Source organism: Methanoculleus caldifontis (assembly GCF_032842345.1).
In the GTDB taxonomy this organism is placed as follows: Archaea; Halobacteriota; Methanomicrobia; order Methanomicrobiales; family Methanoculleaceae; genus Methanoculleus; species Methanoculleus caldifontis.
Genome location: NZ_WBKO01000001.1, coordinates 125,937 through 143,324, shown reverse-complemented (window position 1 = coordinate 143,324; position 17,388 = coordinate 125,937). Strand labels below are relative to the sequence as shown.

The 17,388-nt window shown below is 64.1% G+C and carries 25 protein-coding genes; 23 read left to right on the top strand and 2 right to left on the bottom strand.

Features of this window, described 5'->3' with window-relative positions; all coding sequences use genetic code 11:
• Window positions 1-252 precede the first annotated feature (252 nt).
• The gene (locus tag F8E02_RS00740; protein WP_317063526.1) at window positions 253-2,199 is read left to right on the top strand and encodes a PAS domain S-box protein; all 1,947 of its coding nucleotides are present in this window, start codon (window positions 253-255) and stop codon (window positions 2,197-2,199) included.
• On the opposite strand, the gene xseB is transcribed toward F8E02_RS00740, so the two are convergent.
• Window positions 2,174-2,359: an exodeoxyribonuclease VII small subunit gene (gene xseB / locus F8E02_RS00735; protein WP_317063525.1), complete on the bottom strand. Its 186-nt coding sequence runs from the start codon at window positions 2,357-2,359 to the stop codon at window positions 2,174-2,176. The two genes, F8E02_RS00740 and xseB, sit on opposite strands and share 26 nt — an antisense overlap.
• Window positions 2,343-3,590: an exodeoxyribonuclease VII large subunit gene (gene xseA, locus F8E02_RS00730; protein WP_317063524.1), complete on the bottom strand. Its 1,248-nt coding sequence runs from the start codon at window positions 3,588-3,590 to the stop codon at window positions 2,343-2,345. Before xseA ends, xseB begins: the two co-directional genes overlap by 17 nt.
• A gap of 39 nt (window positions 3,591-3,629) precedes the next feature.
• Here xseA and F8E02_RS00725 point away from each other — a divergent pair, with 39 nt between their 5' ends.
• The 22 genes from F8E02_RS00725 (at window position 3,630) to F8E02_RS00620 (ending at window position 17,183) form a co-directional block, all read left to right on the top strand.
• The gene (locus F8E02_RS00725) at window positions 3,630-4,454 is read left to right on the top strand and encodes a sugar phosphate isomerase/epimerase family protein (protein ID WP_317063523.1); all 825 of its coding nucleotides are present in this window, start codon (window positions 3,630-3,632) and stop codon (window positions 4,452-4,454) included.
• A gap of 94 nt (window positions 4,455-4,548) precedes the next feature.
• Complete coding sequence (locus tag F8E02_RS00720) at window positions 4,549-5,829, top strand: hemolysin family protein (RefSeq protein ID WP_317063522.1); 1,281 nt, start codon at window positions 4,549-4,551, stop codon at window positions 5,827-5,829.
• A 19-nt stretch (window positions 5,830-5,848) separates the two neighbouring features.
• The gene (purN, locus tag F8E02_RS00715; RefSeq protein WP_317063521.1) at window positions 5,849-6,475 is read left to right on the top strand and encodes a phosphoribosylglycinamide formyltransferase; all 627 of its coding nucleotides are present in this window, start codon (window positions 5,849-5,851) and stop codon (window positions 6,473-6,475) included.
• A 69-nt stretch (window positions 6,476-6,544) separates the two neighbouring features.
• Complete coding sequence (locus F8E02_RS00710) at window positions 6,545-6,862, top strand: ribonuclease P protein component 4 (protein WP_317063520.1); 318 nt, start codon at window positions 6,545-6,547, stop codon at window positions 6,860-6,862.
• Window positions 6,859-7,119 carry a YhbY family RNA-binding protein gene (locus F8E02_RS00705; RefSeq protein ID WP_317063519.1) on the top strand — a complete coding sequence of 87 codons (261 nt, stop codon included), beginning with the start codon at window positions 6,859-6,861 and terminating at the stop codon, window positions 7,117-7,119. Before F8E02_RS00710 ends, F8E02_RS00705 begins: the two co-directional genes overlap by 4 nt.
• A 51-nt stretch (window positions 7,120-7,170) precedes the next feature.
• A complete protein-coding gene (locus F8E02_RS00700; protein WP_317063518.1) occupies window positions 7,171-7,620 on the top strand; it encodes a 30S ribosomal protein S19e in 450 nt (149 codons plus the stop codon).
• 19 nt (window positions 7,621-7,639) lie between these two features.
• Window positions 7,640-7,978 (top strand): DNA-binding protein, encoded by a 339-nt coding sequence (locus F8E02_RS00695; protein ID WP_317063517.1) that lies wholly within the window; start codon window positions 7,640-7,642, stop codon window positions 7,976-7,978.
• Window positions 7,978-8,568, top strand: a complete 591-nt coding sequence (locus F8E02_RS00690) for a DUF7411 family protein (protein WP_317063516.1) — start codon at window positions 7,978-7,980, stop codon at window positions 8,566-8,568. Before F8E02_RS00695 ends, F8E02_RS00690 begins: the two co-directional genes overlap by 1 nt.
• 20 nt (window positions 8,569-8,588) lie before the next feature.
• Window positions 8,589-8,741, top strand: coding sequence for a 50S ribosomal protein L39e (locus F8E02_RS00685; RefSeq protein ID WP_214019632.1), 153 nt, complete (start codon window positions 8,589-8,591; stop codon window positions 8,739-8,741).
• 4 nt (window positions 8,742-8,745) lie between these two features.
• Complete coding sequence (locus F8E02_RS00680) at window positions 8,746-9,009, top strand: 50S ribosomal protein L31e (RefSeq protein ID WP_317063515.1); 264 nt, start codon at window positions 8,746-8,748, stop codon at window positions 9,007-9,009.
• Window position 9,010: 1 nt separating this feature from the next.
• Window positions 9,011-9,673 (top strand): translation initiation factor IF-6, encoded by a 663-nt coding sequence (locus tag F8E02_RS00675; protein WP_317063514.1) that lies wholly within the window; start codon window positions 9,011-9,013, stop codon window positions 9,671-9,673.
• A 6-nt stretch (window positions 9,674-9,679) separates the two neighbouring features.
• Window positions 9,680-9,871 (top strand): 50S ribosomal protein L18Ae, encoded by a 192-nt coding sequence (rpl18a, locus tag F8E02_RS00670; protein WP_317063513.1) that lies wholly within the window; start codon window positions 9,680-9,682, stop codon window positions 9,869-9,871.
• Window positions 9,864-10,319, top strand: coding sequence for a prefoldin subunit alpha (gene pfdA, locus F8E02_RS00665; RefSeq protein ID WP_317063512.1), 456 nt, complete (start codon window positions 9,864-9,866; stop codon window positions 10,317-10,319). The genes rpl18a and pfdA overlap by 8 nt, the downstream gene beginning before the upstream one ends.
• A gap of 2 nt (window positions 10,320-10,321) precedes the next feature.
• Window positions 10,322-11,446 carry a signal recognition particle-docking protein FtsY gene (gene ftsY, locus F8E02_RS00660; protein ID WP_317063511.1) on the top strand — a complete coding sequence of 375 codons (1,125 nt, stop codon included), beginning with the start codon at window positions 10,322-10,324 and terminating at the stop codon, window positions 11,444-11,446.
• On the top strand, window positions 11,446-12,774 hold the full coding sequence (locus tag F8E02_RS00655; RefSeq protein WP_317063510.1) for a signal recognition particle protein Srp54: 1,329 nt from the start codon (window positions 11,446-11,448) through the stop codon (window positions 12,772-12,774). The genes ftsY and F8E02_RS00655 overlap by 1 nt, the downstream gene beginning before the upstream one ends.
• Window positions 12,775-13,344 carry a tRNA (pseudouridine(54)-N(1))-methyltransferase TrmY gene (trmY, locus tag F8E02_RS00650; RefSeq protein ID WP_317063509.1) on the top strand — a complete coding sequence of 190 codons (570 nt, stop codon included), beginning with the start codon at window positions 12,775-12,777 and terminating at the stop codon, window positions 13,342-13,344.
• A complete protein-coding gene (locus tag F8E02_RS00645; RefSeq protein WP_317063508.1) occupies window positions 13,344-14,582 on the top strand; it encodes a tRNA pseudouridine(54/55) synthase Pus10 in 1,239 nt (412 codons plus the stop codon). The genes trmY and F8E02_RS00645 overlap by 1 nt, the downstream gene beginning before the upstream one ends.
• 2 nt (window positions 14,583-14,584) lie before the next feature.
• Window positions 14,585-14,878 carry a 50S ribosomal protein L21e gene (locus tag F8E02_RS00640; RefSeq protein WP_317063507.1) on the top strand — a complete coding sequence of 98 codons (294 nt, stop codon included), beginning with the start codon at window positions 14,585-14,587 and terminating at the stop codon, window positions 14,876-14,878.
• Between the two features lie 22 nt (window positions 14,879-14,900).
• On the top strand, window positions 14,901-15,251 hold the full coding sequence (locus tag F8E02_RS00635; RefSeq protein WP_317063506.1) for an RNA polymerase Rpb4 family protein: 351 nt from the start codon (window positions 14,901-14,903) through the stop codon (window positions 15,249-15,251).
• A gap of 17 nt (window positions 15,252-15,268) precedes the next feature.
• On the top strand, window positions 15,269-15,832 hold the full coding sequence (locus tag F8E02_RS00630) for a DUF655 domain-containing protein (RefSeq protein WP_317063505.1): 564 nt from the start codon (window positions 15,269-15,271) through the stop codon (window positions 15,830-15,832).
• Window positions 15,829-16,602, top strand: a complete 774-nt coding sequence (rsmA, locus tag F8E02_RS00625; RefSeq protein WP_317063504.1) for a 16S rRNA (adenine(1518)-N(6)/adenine(1519)-N(6))-dimethyltransferase RsmA — start codon at window positions 15,829-15,831, stop codon at window positions 16,600-16,602. Before F8E02_RS00630 ends, rsmA begins: the two co-directional genes overlap by 4 nt.
• A gap of 2 nt (window positions 16,603-16,604) precedes the next feature.
• Window positions 16,605-17,183 (top strand): HemK2/MTQ2 family protein methyltransferase, encoded by a 579-nt coding sequence (locus F8E02_RS00620; protein ID WP_317063503.1) that lies wholly within the window; start codon window positions 16,605-16,607, stop codon window positions 17,181-17,183.
• The last annotated feature ends 205 nt before the right edge of the window (window positions 17,184-17,388 follow it).

Here is a 17,388-nt window from a genome sequence, read left to right as displayed (position 1 = left end):
GTTGTCCTTTGCGTTCTTCGCGGGTCGCACCTACAGTGCTCCAACTCCGCTCCTGATGGAACGTCGTTCTTCGCGTGAGGTGGAGTATAAGGGGAGTGACAAAGTCTCACGCGAAGGCGCGAAGGCGCGAAGGCCGCGAAGTCCCTGGTGGTTGCCCCCTCCCCCCTCCGCGTGAGGCCGCGTCCTCCAGCCCCCGCCCGCACCGGCCGCCGGGGATAGGTTTATGCATCCGGGTGCGGGGAACGGGAGGGCATGCAACCGTTCACCCCGGCGCTCGACGACCTCCTCGAACTTCTCGCGGCCCTCGACCGCCGCCTCCGCCCGCCCGAAGCCGGCGGGAGAGCGGCCCCCGCGGGGGACCAGCTCCTGCAGAGATCGCACCTCGTCGAGATCTACAACGAGGTTGACGCCCTGATCGCCGGCATCCGGAGCGTCGAGGCCGGGTACCGGCGGTGCCGGGACCGGTTCACCCTGGTCCCGGCCGGATGCATCTGCACCGGGCCGGACGGGGCCATCCTGGAGGCGAACCGGGCGGCGGGCACCCTGGTCGGCGTCGAGCCCGACCGCCTGCAGGGGTTCCCCCTCCAGGCATACCTCGAGCCCGGGTGCGTCCCGGCGTTCCGGTCGGCGGTCGCAGCCCTTGTCCGGGGCGAAGAGGTCCCGCCACAGGAATTCCGGTTCGCACGCCCCGCCGGGCGCACCTTCCCCGCCGCCGTGGCGGTCAGGGTCGCTCCCGACCCCGGCGGCGGCCCGCCCGAGTTCCTCTGGGCCTTCTGCGATCTATCGGGGCAGGAAGAGGCGCTCCGGGAGAGCGAGGAGCGCTACCGGGAGCTGACCGAGAACATCAGCGACGCCTTCATAGCCCTCGACCGCGAGGATCGGATCATCTCCTCGAATCGGGCCGCGGTCCGCCTCCTCGGCAGCCCCGAGGAGGAGGTCATCGGGAAGAGCATCTATGACATCTTCCCTGAACTCCAGAGCGAAGCCGTCACCGGGTTTTTGCGGGAGATCCGGGAGTCCGGTCGGGCAGATATCGCCGAGTACAGTTTCCACTTCCGCGGCCGGGAGCACACCTTCGAGGTGCGGGCGCTGCCCACCCGCGAGGGGGTCGCCCTCTACATTCACGATATCTCCGACCGCCGGCAAGCGGAAGAGGCCCTCAGGAAGAGCGAGGAGCAGTACCGTGCCGTCGTGGAGAGCCAGACCGAGATGATCTACCGCCGGTCGCCCGACGGCACCATCACCTTCGCAAACGATGCCTACTGCCGTTCCATCGGGATCCCGTGCGGGGACCTCGTCGGGCGGCGCTACGTCCCCGCCGTCCCGGCAGACGACCGGGCCCGGGTCCGGCAGCACCTCACCTCTCTCACCCCCGCCCATCCTGCCGCCACCATCGAGCACCGGGTCGTCATGCCCGACGGCAGGGTCCGGTGGCAGCAGTGGACCGACACCGCCTTCTTCGACGACGGGGGCGCCGTCACGGAGTTCCAGTCGGTCGGCAGGGATATCAGCGAGGCGCAGATGGCGCGGGAAGCGCTCCTCCTCGCGAACCGTAAACTCAACCTGCTCTCGGACGTGACCCGGCACGATATCTTGAACCGGCTCAACGTCCTCTCAGGCTACCTCGACCTCTCCCGCGAGCAGGCGGACGACCCGGTTCTGCTCGAGTATTACCGCAGGGAGGAGGATGCCCTCCGGGAGATCCGGCGCTACATCACCTTCACCGGGGAGTATCAGGATATCGGCCTCTCCGCGCCGGCCTGGCAGGATGTCGGGGAGGCTGCCCTCGAGGCGGCGGCGGGGCTCGTGACCGGGGGGGTTGCCGTCGAGGTGCAGGTCCGGGATCTCGAGGTCTACGCCGACCCCCTCATCGTCCGCGTCTTCTCAAACTTCATCGAGAACTCACTCCGGCACGGAGGGGGCATCACCCGGATACGGATCTATCCCGAAGAGTCGGAGAGCGGGATGACCGTCGTCTACGAGGACGACGGGATAGGTATCCCCTACCCGGAAAAAGAAGCGATATTCGAGCAGGGGTTCGGGCGGCAGACCGGGCTCGGCCTCTTCCTTGCCCGGGAGATCCTCGCGATCACCGGCCTCTCCCTGCGGGAGACCGGGATCCCGGGCACGGGTGCGCGCTTTGAGATCGCCGTCCCGCCGGAGTCCTACCGCCTCACCGATCGCGGCCGAGCTCGGTGAGCCGCATCTCGGCCGTGCCGAGGATGTCTTCGCACTGCTTCACGAGGAGCGCGCCGCGCTCGTAGATGGCGATGCTCTCTTCAAGGCTTGCATCGCCGTCTTCCAGCCTCCGGACAATCTTCCGGAGTTCTTCCAGTTTCTCTTCAAACGTATCCGTCATACGTCGTCTCCTCCACGGTGACCCTGCACGCCCCGTCTCTGAAGCGCAGCACCACGTGGTCGCCCGGCCTGAGGTCGCGGACGCTCCTCGCCACCTTCCCGCCCGACCCGGCGATGCAGTATCCCCGGTCCAGGACGGCGAGCGGGTTTCTGCCCGAAAGATCCGCGCGGATCTCCGCGAGCGCAGCCCGCTCGCGCTCGAGTCTCGCCGTCGCCGCCCGCCGGAGCAGGTCCTCGTGCTCGGCGAGGCGCTGCATTCGCTCGTTGACCTTCCGGGTGAGCCGCCGGGGGTGCATCCGCCCCCGGAGGTCCTCGACCTCGGCTGCGGCGGTGTGGACCCGGTGGAAGAGGAGCGCCCCCATCCTCTCGCGGTGAGCGGAGAGTTCGCGGAGCACCTCTTCCCGGTTCGGCACCGCCCGCTCCGCCGCAGCCGACGGCGTCGGGGCCCGGAGGTCCGCCGCGAAGTCGCAGAGGGCGGTATCCACCTCGTGCCCGACCGCACTGATCACCGGTGTCCGGCACGCCGCGACGGCCCTGACGACGTCCGGGTGGTTGAAGGCGAAGAGGTCCTCGAAACTTCCTCCCCCGCGCCCGACGATCATCACGTCGACGAGGCCGTCGAGCCGCCGGATCGCCTCCGCGATCTCGAGGTGCGCTCCCTCGCCCTGGACGGCCGCCGGGGAGAGGACCACCTCGGCCGGATAGCGACGGGAGACGACCGAGAGGATGTCCTGCAGCGCCGCGCCCGTCGGGGAGGTGACCACGCCGACCCGGCGCGGGAAGAGGGGCAGGGGCCGCTTCCGCCCGGGATCAAAGAGCCCTTCCTCCTCGAGCTCCCGCTTCCAGCGCTCGACCATGAGGTGGCGTTCCCCCGCGCCTGCGGGAAGGAGTTCTCTGACGATCAGCTGGTACTTCCCGTGCGGCTCGTAGACCTCCACGGTCCCCCAGGCGAGGACGTCCATGCCGTCCCTCGGCTCGAACGCGAGGGCGGAGGCGTAGGAGCGCCACATGGCGCAGTTGATCAGGGCGGAACTCCTTCCGTTCCTCTCGCCGAGGGAGAAATAGCGGTGACCGGAGGAGTGACCCTTGTAGTTGGTCACCTCCCCCCGCACCCAGATCCCCTGAAGGCGGACGTCGTCGAGGAGGTCGCAGATGAGCCGCGAAACCTCGGAGACCGCGAGAATCGGGGTGCCGAACCGGTCCGGACCGGCAGATGGGCTGCCGAGTATCATCACAATCTATTAGACCGATGGTTTATATCAAGTAGTGTCATGGGCCGTTTCGCCGTCTCGACCATGTTCTTCCACGAATACCCGTGCGACCACATCTTCGATTACGTCGCCGAGTCCGGTCTCGACGGCCTCGAGTTCTGGGTCGAGACGCCGCACTTCTGGCTTCGCGACCGCCCCGAAGACGAACTCGCCGGGTGCATCACCGCTCATCCGGACCTCGCCCCGATCACCGTCCACGCCCCGACACTGGACCTGAACCCCTGCTCCATCAATCCCCGGGTCGCCGCGATCTCGGTCGAGTACGCCGTCGAGGCCGTCCGGATGGCCGACCGGATGGGGGCCGCCGTGGTCACGGTCCACCCCGGACGGCGGACGGCGAAACGGCAGCCGAGCGCCTACGACTACCGGCGGTTCGAGGAGTACATCTCCCGGCTCCGGGAGGCGGCAGGGGAGGCGCGGGTGAAGGTCGCGATCGAGAACCTGGAGCCCCGGGTCAACGCCCTGCTCTACACGCCGGAGGATGCGGCCGAGTTGCTCGAACGGGAGCCGTGGCTTTCGTTCACCCTCGATATGGGGCACGCCATGATGACCTCAGCCGACGAGGCGCTCCGGTTCGTCGACCTCTGCGGGGACCGGACGGTGAACGTCCATGTCAGCGGTCTCGGCGGCAACAGGCGCCCCCACCACCCCATCCGAGATGACCCGGCCGCGAAGCGGTTCCTCGCGGAGCTTGCCGACCGGGGCTACGACGGCTACCTCACCCTGGAGCTCGAAGACATGGTCTTTTCGGCCCCCCTCTCGTCCGAAGAGAAGGTTGTGCTGCTCGCGCGGGAACAGGAGGCGCTCGGACGGATATTTCCCTGATGCGCTGGGTTTATAATCTCTGCCTGCAACATAATTGATATAACCCAACCTTTCGACGACGCAATATACAGCCGCTGAACGCGGCGTGGAATAAATGGTAATCGTAGACATTGTAACTATAGAGATCGTACTATTTCTTATCTGCCTGCTCCTGTCGGGCTTCTTCTCAAGTTCCGAAGTCGCCCTCGTCTCGATAACCCGGGCGAAAGTCCACGCACTCTTATGTCAGGGCCGGAAAGGAGCGGAAGCGCTCGAGAGACTGAAACGATCGACGGATTCTCTCCTGATCACCATCCTCGTCGGGAACAATATCGTCAACGTGGCCGCCGCCTCGCTCGCGACCGCGATCGCCATAGGCATCTACGGCGACGTCGGTATCGGGATAGCGACAGGTGTCACGGTCATCCTGATGCTGATCATCGGCGAGATCGGGCCCAAGATGTATGCCTCCCGGCACACCGAAGAACTCGCGCTCCGGGTCGCCGGGCCCATCCTTCTCCTCTCGAAGGTGCTCTATCCGGTGCTCTGGGTCGCGGACCGGATCAAGGGGCAGTTTGCCTTCAGGCCCGGCGTGGCCGAACCGGTCGTCACCGAGGAAGAGATCAAGGAGTGGATCGACGTCGGCGAGGAGGAGGGGACGATCGAGGAGGAGGAGCGGGATATGCTCTACTCCGTCCTGCGCTTTGGGGACACGACGGTCCGCGAGGTGATGACGCCGCGGGTCGACGTCGTCATGATCGAGGACACGAGCACGCTCGAGCACGCGCTCTCCCTCTTCAACGAGACCGGGTTCTCCCGGATCCCGGTCTACCACGAGCGGATCGACAACATCCTCGGACTTCTGAACGTAAAAGACGTCTTCGCTGCCGTATTCCGCCAGCAGACGAGCGCGACGATCCGCGACCGGATGTACGAACCCTACTTCGTTCCCGAGAGCAAGAAGATCGACGAGCTCTTAAAGGAGCTCCAGTTAAAGAAGCAGCACATGGCCGTCGTCCTCGACGAGTACGGGTCGTTTGCCGGGATCGTGACGGTCGAGGATATGCTCGAAGAGCTCGTCGGCGAGATCATGGACGAGTTCGACGAGGAGGAGCCCGAGGTGCAGCAGATCGAGGAGGGCGTCTACCTTGTCGATGCACGGACGTGGGTCGAGCACATCAACGAGGACCTGCACCTCAACCTCCCGGTGACGGACGCCTACGAGAGCATCGGCGGCCTCGTCATCGACCGGCTGGGGCATATCCCCCGCCGCGGCGAGGTGGTCAGGGTCGAGGAGAGCAACATCACGCTCGTCGTGATGCAGATGCGGGGCCGGCGGCTCGTCAAGGTGAAGATGACCATCGCGCCGTCGGCCGTGCCGGATGAAGCCCGGTGATATCCGGAGCATGATACCTATGGATGGAGAGAAACCTCTTAACAGGAAACGGATCGCAGTGCTCGCCTCGGGAAGGGGGTCGAACTTTCAGGCGGTGATCGACGCCATCGCGGCCGGTGAGATCCCGGCGATCTGCGTCGGTCTCGTCACCGACAACCCCCGGGCTTACGCGATCGAGCGGGCGAAAGCCGCCGGGATCCCGGTGACGGTCGTCGAGTATGCACGGTTCCCGACGAGAGCCGCCTACGAGGATGCTCTCCTCGCCGCAATGCGGAACTGCCGGGCGGACCTCTTCGTCCTCGCCGGCTACATGCGGATCCTCGGGACCGGGATCGTCCACGAGTTTGCGGGCCGGATGATGAACATCCACCCCGCCCTGCTCCCGGCGTTCACCGGGCTGCACGCGCAGCGGCAGGCGATCGAGTACGGGGTGAAGGTCGCAGGCTGCACCGTCCACCTCGTCGACGAGGGGACCGACACCGGCCCCATCGTCATCCAGCGGTGCGTGCCGGTCCTCCCCGACGACGACGAGTCGACGCTCGCCGACCGGATTCTGGTCGAGGAGCACGCGGCGCTTCCGCTTGCCGTGAAGCTCTTCTGCGAGGGCCGCCTGGAGGTCAGCGGCCGGCGGGTGCGGGTCCGCTGACCCGGTCCATCAAATTCTTATATATTCTTCCGCCTCCAACCTCAAGACCCACTACCTGTTGGAACAGATATGGCAGATACGACACGAAGATCGGGCTCCCGGAGGCTCGCCCGGGAGAGGATCGCTCTCCTTTTTGCGCGGGCAGCCGAGTTTTACCCGGAGAATCCCGGGTGGAGCAACCGGTGCGTGGAGCTCGCGCGAAAGATCGGGATGCGCCACCGCGTACGGATCGAGCGGCCGCTGAAACGCCGGTTCTGCCGCCGGTGCAGCACTTACCTGGTGCCGGGATCGAATGCCCGGGTCAGGATTCACCGCGGGTGCGTGATAATCACCTGCCTTGCCTGCGGACACCGGTCGCGGTATCCGGTCGGGAGACCTCAACCATGAGCAAAGAATCATTTCAGGATCTCAAACCCACCATCTGGGTGGGGAAGCGTGGTATTACGAACGTCATGATCGAAGAGATCCGGCGCCAGATCAAAGACCGGAAGGTCGTCAAGGTCAGGTGGCTCCGGAATACGGAGGTCGATCCCGAGGCGATAGCCGCATCGGCCGGCGCGGTCCTCGCCGAGGTCAGGGGGCGGACTCTCGTTCTCACGGAGCGGCGAGGCCGATCTCCCGGGCGGGATTCTCGAAATATATAAAACATCACTGGACGAATATGTAAAGACTGTTAGCGATAGTGAGGTTCATCTATGACGACTGTATACGACATCCCTGCCGACATGTTCATCCGGCAGGTGGCAGAAGAACTCAAGAAAAACCCGCAGATTCAGCCCCCTGGATGGGCCGCTTTTGCAAAGACGGGGGTACACAAAGAGATGCCCCCCGAGAATGACGACTGGTGGTATGTGCGTGCGGCGGCGATCTTCCGGCGTATCTACACCGACGGCCCGGTGGGTGCCCAGAGGATGCGCTCCATCTACGGCGGCAACCGCGACCGCGGCTCGGCCCCGAGCCACTTCCGGAAGGGAAGCGGTTCCATCGCCCGGAAGGTCTTCCAGCAGCTCGAAGCGGCCGGATACGTCTCCCATGCGAATGAGGGGCGTGTGGTCACTGCGGCGGGGAGATCGTTCCTCGACAATGTTGCAAACGGTCTGAAGCCCCAGGCTGCACAGAACGCGCCCGGACTTCTGAAATACTGATCGACCGGTGGTGTGACTGATGGTAGACGACGAACTCGCGGAACTCCGCCGCCGGAAGATGGAACAGATGCAACGGCAGGCGATGGATCAGCAGACGATGGAAGACGAGGCGCAGCGCCAGCAGCAGATCGAATCGCAGATCCGCGTCATGCTTATGGAGATCCTTGAACCCGAAGCGAGGGAGAGGCTCAATACCATCAAGTTGACCCGGCCTGAGTTTGCGAAAGCGGTCGAGCAGCAACTGGTGATGCTGGCCCAGAGCGGCAGGATCCGGCAGCGGATCAACGACGAGCAGTTGAAGGGTCTGCTGGCCCAGTTGACGCCGTCGAAGAAAGAGTTCAGGATCACGCGGAAGTAATGGAAGCGGGTGTGCTCTTCTCAGGAGGGAAAGACAGTTCGCTCGCGGCGCTCATGCTCGCGCGCGACTACGGCGTGGAGTTGAATACCTGCGTATTCGACCCCTGCCGCGAGGTCCCGGCGGTGCAGGCTGCTGCAGCCGCTCTGCATCTCCCCTTCAGGAAGAGAGTGCTCGGACGAGACCTCCTTGAGGAGGCCGTCGACCTGCTCCTTACGTGCGGTTACCCGAACGATGCTATCAACCTGGTCCACCGGGCGGCGGTCGAGGCCCTCCTCGACGAGTATGAGGTGGTCGGCGACGGCACCCGCCGGGAGGACCGGGTCCCCCGGCTCGAGCGCTCCGAGGTCCAGCACCTGGAGATGACCACGGGCCGCTCCTATATCCGGCCGCTCCTCGGCTACGGGAAGACGGAGGTGGAACGCCTCGCGGGCAGGCTGCTCGTGATCCGGTATGGGGAGACCGGGAGCATCGGGAACGGCGACTACGAAGGAGAAATTCGCTCGGCGATCCTTGAACGCGGCATCGATCTGGCTCCGTTCTTCCCTCCCCGCCACCTGCAGTCGCTGGTGGTCGGGCTGAGAGAGACCTGAAAGATATAAGAGTGAGAATCATGAGCAAGTTGATGAAGGGCCGGAAGATCCGGCTGGCGAAGGCATGCGAGCAGAACCGCCGCGTGCCTGCATGGGTGATGATCAGGACCAACCGTGCAGTCGCGTCGCACCCCAAGCGGCGCAACTGGAGACGGAGCAGCTTAAAGGTGTAGGGCTATGGCAGAGGCATTGAAAGAACATATCTATATCATTCCGCTCCGCGAAGTGAAGCGTGCGCCCCGGTGGAAGCGGTGCAACACCGCCGTCAAGGACATCAGGGCGTTCCTCGTACGGCACATGAAGAGCGAAGAGATCAAGCTGGATAAGAGCATCAACGAGAAGGTCTGGGAGCACGGCAGCGAGAAGCCCCCGAGAAAGATTCGCGTCCGCGCGATGAAGTTCGAGGACGGGCAGGTCCAGGCCGAGCTCGCCGAGGAGTGAAATGACAGGGACGATCGATCTCACCGGCGATCCGAACATCGGTGTCTACGCCCGCGTCTTTGAGGATATCGCTATCGTGTATCCCGGAGCTCCGGAAGAGTTCACTGAAGCTCTCGCACGGGAACTCGATGTCGAGATCGTAACCACCACCATCCAGGGAAGCAGCATCATCGGATCGCTTGTTGCGGGAAACAGCCAGGGCATGATCGTCAGCGATCTTGCCGCCGCCGAGGAAGTGGCGGTCCTCGAGGAATACCGTGAGGTCTTCCGGCTCGGAGGGTCCATGAACGCTGCCGGCAACGTCATCCTCGCAAACGACTACGTTGCCGCCGTCCACCCGGAGATGGAGATCGGTGTCGCCGAGGAGATCGGGTCGTTCCTCTCTGTGCCGGTAGTCCGGCTCTCGCTCGGCGGCATCAAGACCGTCGGCATGGCCGCATTTGCGACGAACCGCGGTATCCTCGTCCACCCGAGAGCGAACGAGTCGGAGATCGCCGCCCTCGAGCGGGTGGTCGAGCTCCCGATCGGCCTCGGGTCGGTCAACATGGGGACCGGGCTCGTGGGGACCGGGCTCCTTGCGAACAGCAAGGGGTACATTGCCGGGTCGGTCACGACCGGGTTCGAGCTCGGACGAATTGAGGAAGTCTTTGGATTTTTGGAGTGAAGTGTCATGGAGAACCAGATGTTTGAAGTTGTAGGCGCGTGCAAGATCAACGACACGTGGAAACCGTACCGCAAGGTCATCGGGGCCCCGAACGAGAACCAGGCAAAAGAGAGGGTTCTCGCGGTGATCGGAAGCAAACACCGCCTGAAGAGAAATTATATCACCATCGAGACGGTTAACGTAGTAGCTGGTGAATAACGTGGAACAGGCAGATCCTCGCGAGATACAGACCCTCCAGATGTACTTAAACGAGTACGGGCAGCAGATCGAGATCCTGACGCAACAGCTCTCGATGATCGAGCAGCAGCGCCTTGAGGCCGCCGCCGCCATCGAGACCCTCCGGGCCATCACGGAGACCGAAGACGGCGTCGTCCTCCTCCCCATCGGGGGCGGTGCCCTTCTGCGGGTGAAGGTGCTCGATGCCGGACACGTTCTCGTGAACATCGGCGCCGATGTCTCGGTCGAGCGCGCCGGTGCGGAGGCCATGGAGTATCTCCAGGATCGGATCACCGAACTTGAGGCCCTCGGAAAGAAGGTCGCAGGTTCGGTCGAGCAGTTGCAGGGGCAGGCAACGGAGATCTCCCGCCGCCTGGAGGCGGCCTACCGGGGGGCCCGGCAGGCTCAGGCAGGTCAGGGCGGAAGCTGATAATGTTCGATTCTTTAAAGAAGAAACTTCAGAATATCAGGACCAAGTTCACCTCGAACATCGAGGAGGTTGCCGCGGCCGAGCCGGCACCGCCGGCGGTCGAGCAACCTGCACTGCCGGAGGCTGCAGAGGCCGCGCCCTCTCCCTCTCCTTCTTCTCCCGTCTCCCCCGAACCGGCGGCCGCTCCGGCGGCTCCGGCCGCAAGGGAGGCAACCGCGGAGGAGAAGCGGGAGGCGCCCACGTTTTTCAACAGGTTGAAGGTTCTCGTCAAAGAGCGTGAAGTCCTCCTCCAGGAGAAGGACATCGAGGAGCCCCTGATGGAGCTCGAGATGGTCCTCCTCGAGAACGACGTCGCGCTCCCGGTCACGGACGAGATCATCGCCCGCATGCGTGGCGACCTCGTGGGTCGGCACCGGAAGATCGGGGCCTCGGTCGACGATCTGGTGGCCTCCACCCTGCGCTCGGCGCTCTGCGGAGTGCTCGGCGACGGGCTCGACCTCCTGCACTACGTCCGCGAGCACGAACGGCCCGTGAAGATCCTCTTCACCGGCGTGAACGGGACCGGGAAGACGACGACCGTCGCCAAGGTCGGCCATTACCTCCAGAAGAACGGCTTTACGGTCGTGATCGGCGCTGGGGATACCTTCCGTGCGGGCGCGATCGAGCAGATCCGGACTCACGCCGACCGTCTCGGCATCAAGACCATCCAGCACCAGGCGGGCGCCGACCCCTCGGCGGTTCTCTACGACACCGTCCAGTACGCAAAGGCGCACGGGATCGACGTCGTCCTCGCCGATACGGCCGGCCGGTTCCACAACCGGGCGAACCTCATGAACCAGCTCGAGAAGATCCGGCGGGTCATGAAGCCCGACCTCGTCGTCTACGTCGACGAGGCGGTTGCGGGCAACGACGCGGTCATCCGGGCCGACGAGTTCAACAAGGCCGTCGGGACCGACGCGGTCGTCCTGACGAAGGCGGACATGGACCCGAAGGGCGGCGCGGCCATCTCGGTTGCGCACACGGTGGGCAAACCGATCCTCTTCCTCGGGGTCGGCCAGGGCTACGATGACATCATGCCGTTCAAACCCCGGGTCGTGGTCGACGAACTCCTGGGGGAGGAGGCCTGATGCTCGACAACCTCGGCGCGTCCTTAAAAGACGCGGTCAAGAAGCTCGCCGGCAAGACGGTGATCGACCGGGCCGCCGTCGACGAACTGGTCCGCGACCTCCAGCGGGCGCTCCTTCAGTCCGACGTCAACGTCAAACTCGTGATGCAGCTCTCGCAGGCGATCAAGCAGCGTGCCCTCGATGAGGAGCCGCCGAAAGGGATGGGCGTGCGCGAGCACGTCCTCCGGATCGTCTACCAGGAGCTCGTCCGCCTGATGGGAAAACCGGGCGAAGTGACGCTCGGCCCCCAGACGATCCTGATGGCCGGCCTGCAGGGGAGCGGCAAGACCACGACGACCGCAAAGCTCGCCCGCTACTTCCAGCGCAAAGGCCTGCGGGTCGGTGTGATCTGCGCCGATACCTTCCGGCCGGGCGCCTACGAGCAGTTGAAGACGCTCTGCGACCGGATCAGCGTCCCCTGTTTTGGGGACCCGAAGGAGCAGGACGCGCTCAAGATCGTCCGCGAGGGCCTCCCGAAGTTCCGCAAGCTCTACGAGGTCATCATCGTCGACACTCAGGGAAGGCACGCCCTCGAGGAGAACCTGATCGAGGAGATCATCAACATCAACGAGACCTCGCATGCCGACCACCGGTGGCTCGTGATCGACGCGGCGCTCGGCCAGCAGGCGAGCGAGCAGGCCCGCCGGTTCCACGCGGCGATCGGGATCGACGGCGTCCTCGTGACGAAGATGGACGGCACCGCCCGGGGCGGCGGCGCGCTCTCGGCGGTCTCGGAGACTCAGAGCGGGATCGTCTTCATCGGGAGCGGCGAGACGATCGAGGACCTCGAACGGTTCGACCCGGACGGGTTCATCTCCCGGCTGCTCGGCATGGGGGACTTGAAAGCCCTCGTCGAGCGGGCGGAGGAGGCGGTCTCGGCCGAGGAGATCGACGTCAACGCGATGCTCAAGGGGAAGTTCACCCTCCGGGACATGTACAAGCAGCTTGAGGCCTTAAACAAGATGGGGCCCTTGAAGCAGATCATGAGCATGCTCCCCCTTGGCGGGATGCAGATCCCCGACGACGCCTACGACATCACCAGCACCAAGATGCAGCGCTACAAGGTGATGATGGACTCGATGACGGCATCGGAGCTCGACGACCCCTCGGTGATCGGGAGTTCGCGGATCCAGCGGATCTCTCGCGGCGCAGGGGTCTCGACCGACGATGTCAGGGACCTCATCAAGTACTACAAGATCATGCAGCGTGCCTTAAAGGGCATGCGCGGCATGAGCGGCGGCAAGTTCAACATGCAGCGCATGATGAAGAAGTTCGGCAGGAACCAGTAGATGAAGCGCTTTGCCGTCGTGGGCCACCTGGCCGCAACCAGCGGCGCCTTCAGCCTGAACGACCTTGCCGGCAGCGGCGGAAGGATGGACGTCCTCTGCCGCTGCATCAACTCCTCGTTCTTTCTCTCCCACGATCTCCGGCGCGACGTCGAGTGTTACCTCATCCTCTGCGGAGAGCCCGGCCCCGAGAAGACCGTCCTCTTCAGAGGAAGCGAGGTCCGCTACCTCTCGCCGGACGAGCGGAGCAGCGCCGCCCTGATCAAGAAGGCGCTCTCGATCCCCTGCGGCGACTCTTTCCGGGAGTCGACGCCGGGGGTCTACGTCCGCCGCGGCGGGTTGTCGAGGCTTCTCGCCGAGATCCCGTTCGCGGTCCTCGACGAGGGCGGGGAGGATATCCGGGCGGCCTCAGCCCTTCCGGAGAACTATCTCCTCTCCGACCACCACAACCTCACGGCCGAAGAGGGGGCTCTGGTCGAGGGGTATCGCAGTTACTCGGTCGGACCGCGGTCGCTGCACGCCGATCACACTATCACCGTCCTCTTAAATGAGATGGACCGGAGGGAAGCCTGATGGAAATCATAGAAGAGGTAGAAGCAATCCTTGGATACGGCGAGACCTGCGACCGCTGTCTCGGCCGGTTCTTCGGGAAGCGGTCGTTTGGACTGACAAACGAGGAACGGGGCCGGGCGCTCCGGATCACGCGCGAACTTGCGGCGAACGTGCCCCACCGGGAGGCCGACCACGGTTCCTGCTGGATCTGCGGCGGCGAACTCTACCGCGTCGACGAGTGGGCGGCGAAGGTCGTCGAAGCGGTCCAGGGTCTCGAGTTCGAGACCTTCCTCGTGGGGACGAAGGTTCCGCCGCTCGTCGCGGAGAGCGAGGAGATGGTCTGGAGCGATCTCGCTCTCCGCGACCCCGAACCGCTGAAGGCCGAGATGAACCGGGAGGTCGGCAAAGCCGTCTCGGTGCTGGCGGGCAAGACGGCCGACCTGAAGAGGCCCGACATCGTCGTGATCCTCGATCTCTCGGAGGGGACCGTCGAGGTGCAGGTCAACCCCATCTACTTTGTCGGTCGCTACCTGAAGTACGAGCGGGGGATCCCGCAGACCCACTGGGACTGCCGGGCCTGCCGGGGAGCCGGGTGCGAGAAGTGCAACTTCACCGGCAAGCAGTACGCGGACTCCGTCGAGGAACTGATCGGCCGGCCGGTCATCGAGGCCTTCGACGCGGAGAACGCCGTCCTCCACGGCGCCGGCCGGGAGGACATCGATGCAAGGATGCTCGGGTCGGGCCGCCCCTTCGTGATGGAGGTCGAGGTGCCGCGGAGACGGTCGGTGGACCTCGCGGCCCTCGAGGAAGAGATCAACCGGAACGCCGACGGCCGGGTGGGTGTCCACCTGACCGGATGGGCGGACCGGAAGACGGTGCAAAGCCTTAAATCAGACCAGGCGCATAAAAAATACAGGATCCTGGTCGAGACAGACGCCTCCGTAACGCCAGAGGAGTTCGGAGCGGCCCTCGATCAGTTAAAAGGTGTAACGATACGACAGCGCACCCCCATCCGGGTGTCACACCGACGGGCAGATAAAGTCCGGGAACGGCAGGTCCTCGATATCCAGTGTACAGGCACACAAGACGACAGATACTGGGTGGAAGTCGTCGGCGAAGCAGGCCTCTACATCAAAGAACTGGTATCGGGTGACAGCGGCAGAACCCAGCCCAGCCTCGCCCAGATCCTGGGGCGCACCGCACGTGTTGTCAGCCTCGATGTAGTGCTGGTCAAAACAGCGAACGAGTATGGTGAGTAATCATGGCACATCATAATGGACCACGCAAGAAGACGCGGTATAAGTTCAAGAAGGACCTCCGAAAACGCGGTATCCCCCCGGTCACCTCGGTGATCCAGAATTTCGAGATCGGGCAGAAGGTGCACGTTGTCGTCGAGCCGAGTGTCCAGAAGGGCATGCCCCACCGGAGATTCCACGGTAAGACCGGCACGGTCATCGGGCAGCGCGGACGCGCATGGCTCCTCGAGGTCAGGGACGGAGATACGATGAAACAGGTGATTGCGAGACCGCAACATCTAAAAGCGCAGAAAGTATAGTTCTCATCAGTTGGTGATTGGCATGAAGGTAAAACGGATCGTTAGCGAAGAGCGGATGCTGCTTCCCGAACTGCGTGAAACGCTTCTTACGGTGGAGGCAGCCCGGCTTGAGTCCGGCGAGGAGATGTCTTACGAACTTCGTAAGAGTATCGAGCATGCCAACCACCTCTCAAAGACCACCGCCGAGAAGGCCCACGACCTCGTCGCCGAGCTTGTGAAGCTCGAGAAGATGAAGGAGGATATCGCCTTCCGCATCGCGAACCTGATGCCGCGGACCCGGGACGAACTGCGTGCTATCTACGCTAAAGAACGGTTCAACCTTACGACGGAAGAGCTCGACGAGATCCTCGATCTGGTAATGACTCACTTCTGATTGAAGGGGTGGTGCCTGTGAGGACCGAAAAGAAAGAGGAGAACGCTATAGTCATCGATATCCTTCCAATGGGATATGCGAACGACCAGCGTCCTGTCTACAAGCGCGAACCGGTCGTCCTCGCCGTCGGCGTGGACCAGTTCAAGTTGCTCGAGCTCGTCCCGAAGACGGGTGCGAACATCCAGGTCTACGACCGGGTCTACATCGGCGATGCGGAGCGGGAGAAGATTGAGCGGGTCAAGCGGCGGATGAGCTACGAGGACCTGACGGCGACGGCGAAGCTCGAGTTGCCGTTCGTGGTCGAGCAGATCGTCCGCGAGAACGAGTCGAGGTTCGTCGACTTCTTCAACAAGTCCGTTCCCATCACGCCGAAGTTCCACATGCTGCACCTGCTTCCCGGCATCGGGAAGAAACTGATGTGGGAGATCATCGAGCAGCGGGGGAAGAAGCCGTTTGAGTCCTTTGCGGACATCTCTGCACGGATCAAGTCGCTCCCGCACCCCGACCGGATGATCATCAACCGGATCCTGCACGAGATCGAGGATCCGGAAGAGAAGTATCACGTCTTTACGTCGAAATGAGCGCTCCAAGAGATCAGCACTTCCTCGTCGACCGGAGGGCCGTCGAGAGGATTGCGGGTTCGGTCGAGGTCTCCGGTCGGCGGGTGCTCGAGATCGGGCCGGGCGAGGGGATCCTCACTCGCGCCCTCCTCGACCGTGGTGCGCACGTCATCGCGGTGGAGATCGATCCCGCTCTTGTGGAAGAACTCGAGTTGACCTTCGCCGACGAGCTTGAGGAAGGCCGTCTCGAGATAGTCCCCGGCGATGCGAAGAAGGTGGAGATCCCGCCGTTCGACCTCGTCGTCGCGAACCTCCCTTATTCTGTCTCTTCTAAGATCACCTTCCGACTGCTCGATATCGGGTTTGAGGTCGCGGTCCTGATGTACCAGAAGGAGTTTGCCCAGCGGATGATCGCGCAGCCGGGGACGTCCGATGTGGGCCGGCTCTCGGTGATGGTCCAGACCTATGCGTCGGTCAAACCCATCCTCGAGCTCTCGCCCGCCTCCTTCCGGCCGAGGCCCCAGGTCCGCTCCTGGGTTGTCAGGATCACTCCGCACGAACCGCCGTACCCGATAACTGACCGGAAGGTCTACGCCGACGTCGTCCGGGTGCTCTTCTCCCACCGGCGAAAGACCATCAGGAAGGCGCTCAGGCTCGGGGAGGATGCGTTTGCCTCCGAGACGATCGAGCGGGCGATCGCGGCCCTCCCCGAAGATCTTCTCCAGCGGCGGCCCGAAGACCTGACGCTTGAGGAGTTCGCGCTGGTGGCAAACACGCTCGCCGGGTGCTGACCGTGAACCGCGGCGAGGTTCCCGATCAGGTCTATCCGCCAGCCGAGGACTCGTTTCTCCTCCTCAGGGCGGCGCTCCGGGAGGTCCGGGAGACCGACCGGGTGCTGGAGGTCGGGACCGGGAGCGGCTACGTCGCGGCCGGACTTCTCGACCGGGCGGCGGCGGTCGTCGCGACCGACATCAACCCCCATGCGGTGGCATGCGCCCGCTCGCGCGGGGTCGCGGCGGTCCGGACCGACCTTTTTGCGGGGCTATCGGGGCCCTTCGACCTCATCCTCTTCAACCCGCCCTACCTCCCGACCGCTCCCGAGGAGCGGATCGACGACTGGCTGGAGTACGCCCTCGACGGCGGGCCGACGGGGAGGGTGACGATAGAGAAGTTCGCCGCGGATGTAGGCCGGGTGCTCTCGCCCTTCGGGCGGGTTCTCCTCCTGGTCTCGTCCCTGACCGATCCTTCCGCGGTGAGGGGACTCTTCGCCCGTGCGGGTTTCGTCTCGTTCATCGTCGACGAGGAGAGGCTCGAGGGCGAGACCCTCTACGTCCTCCGGGCGATGCGGGACCTCTGCCGGATGGGGTTGTGAGCGGTTCGGGTTTCCTCACGGTCTCGCACAAAGCCCGTAATGAGTGCCCTAGCACCTGGCGGTGTTCAAGCTCCGGCCCTCCGGGCCATCGCAAGTCGCACCTCCGGTGCTCCAACTCCGCTCTGTGGGAGCGTCGTTCTTCGAAGCCTGAGGGCTTCTCATGCTCGCTTTGCTCGCACTTCGCACCTGACGGTGCTCACGCTCA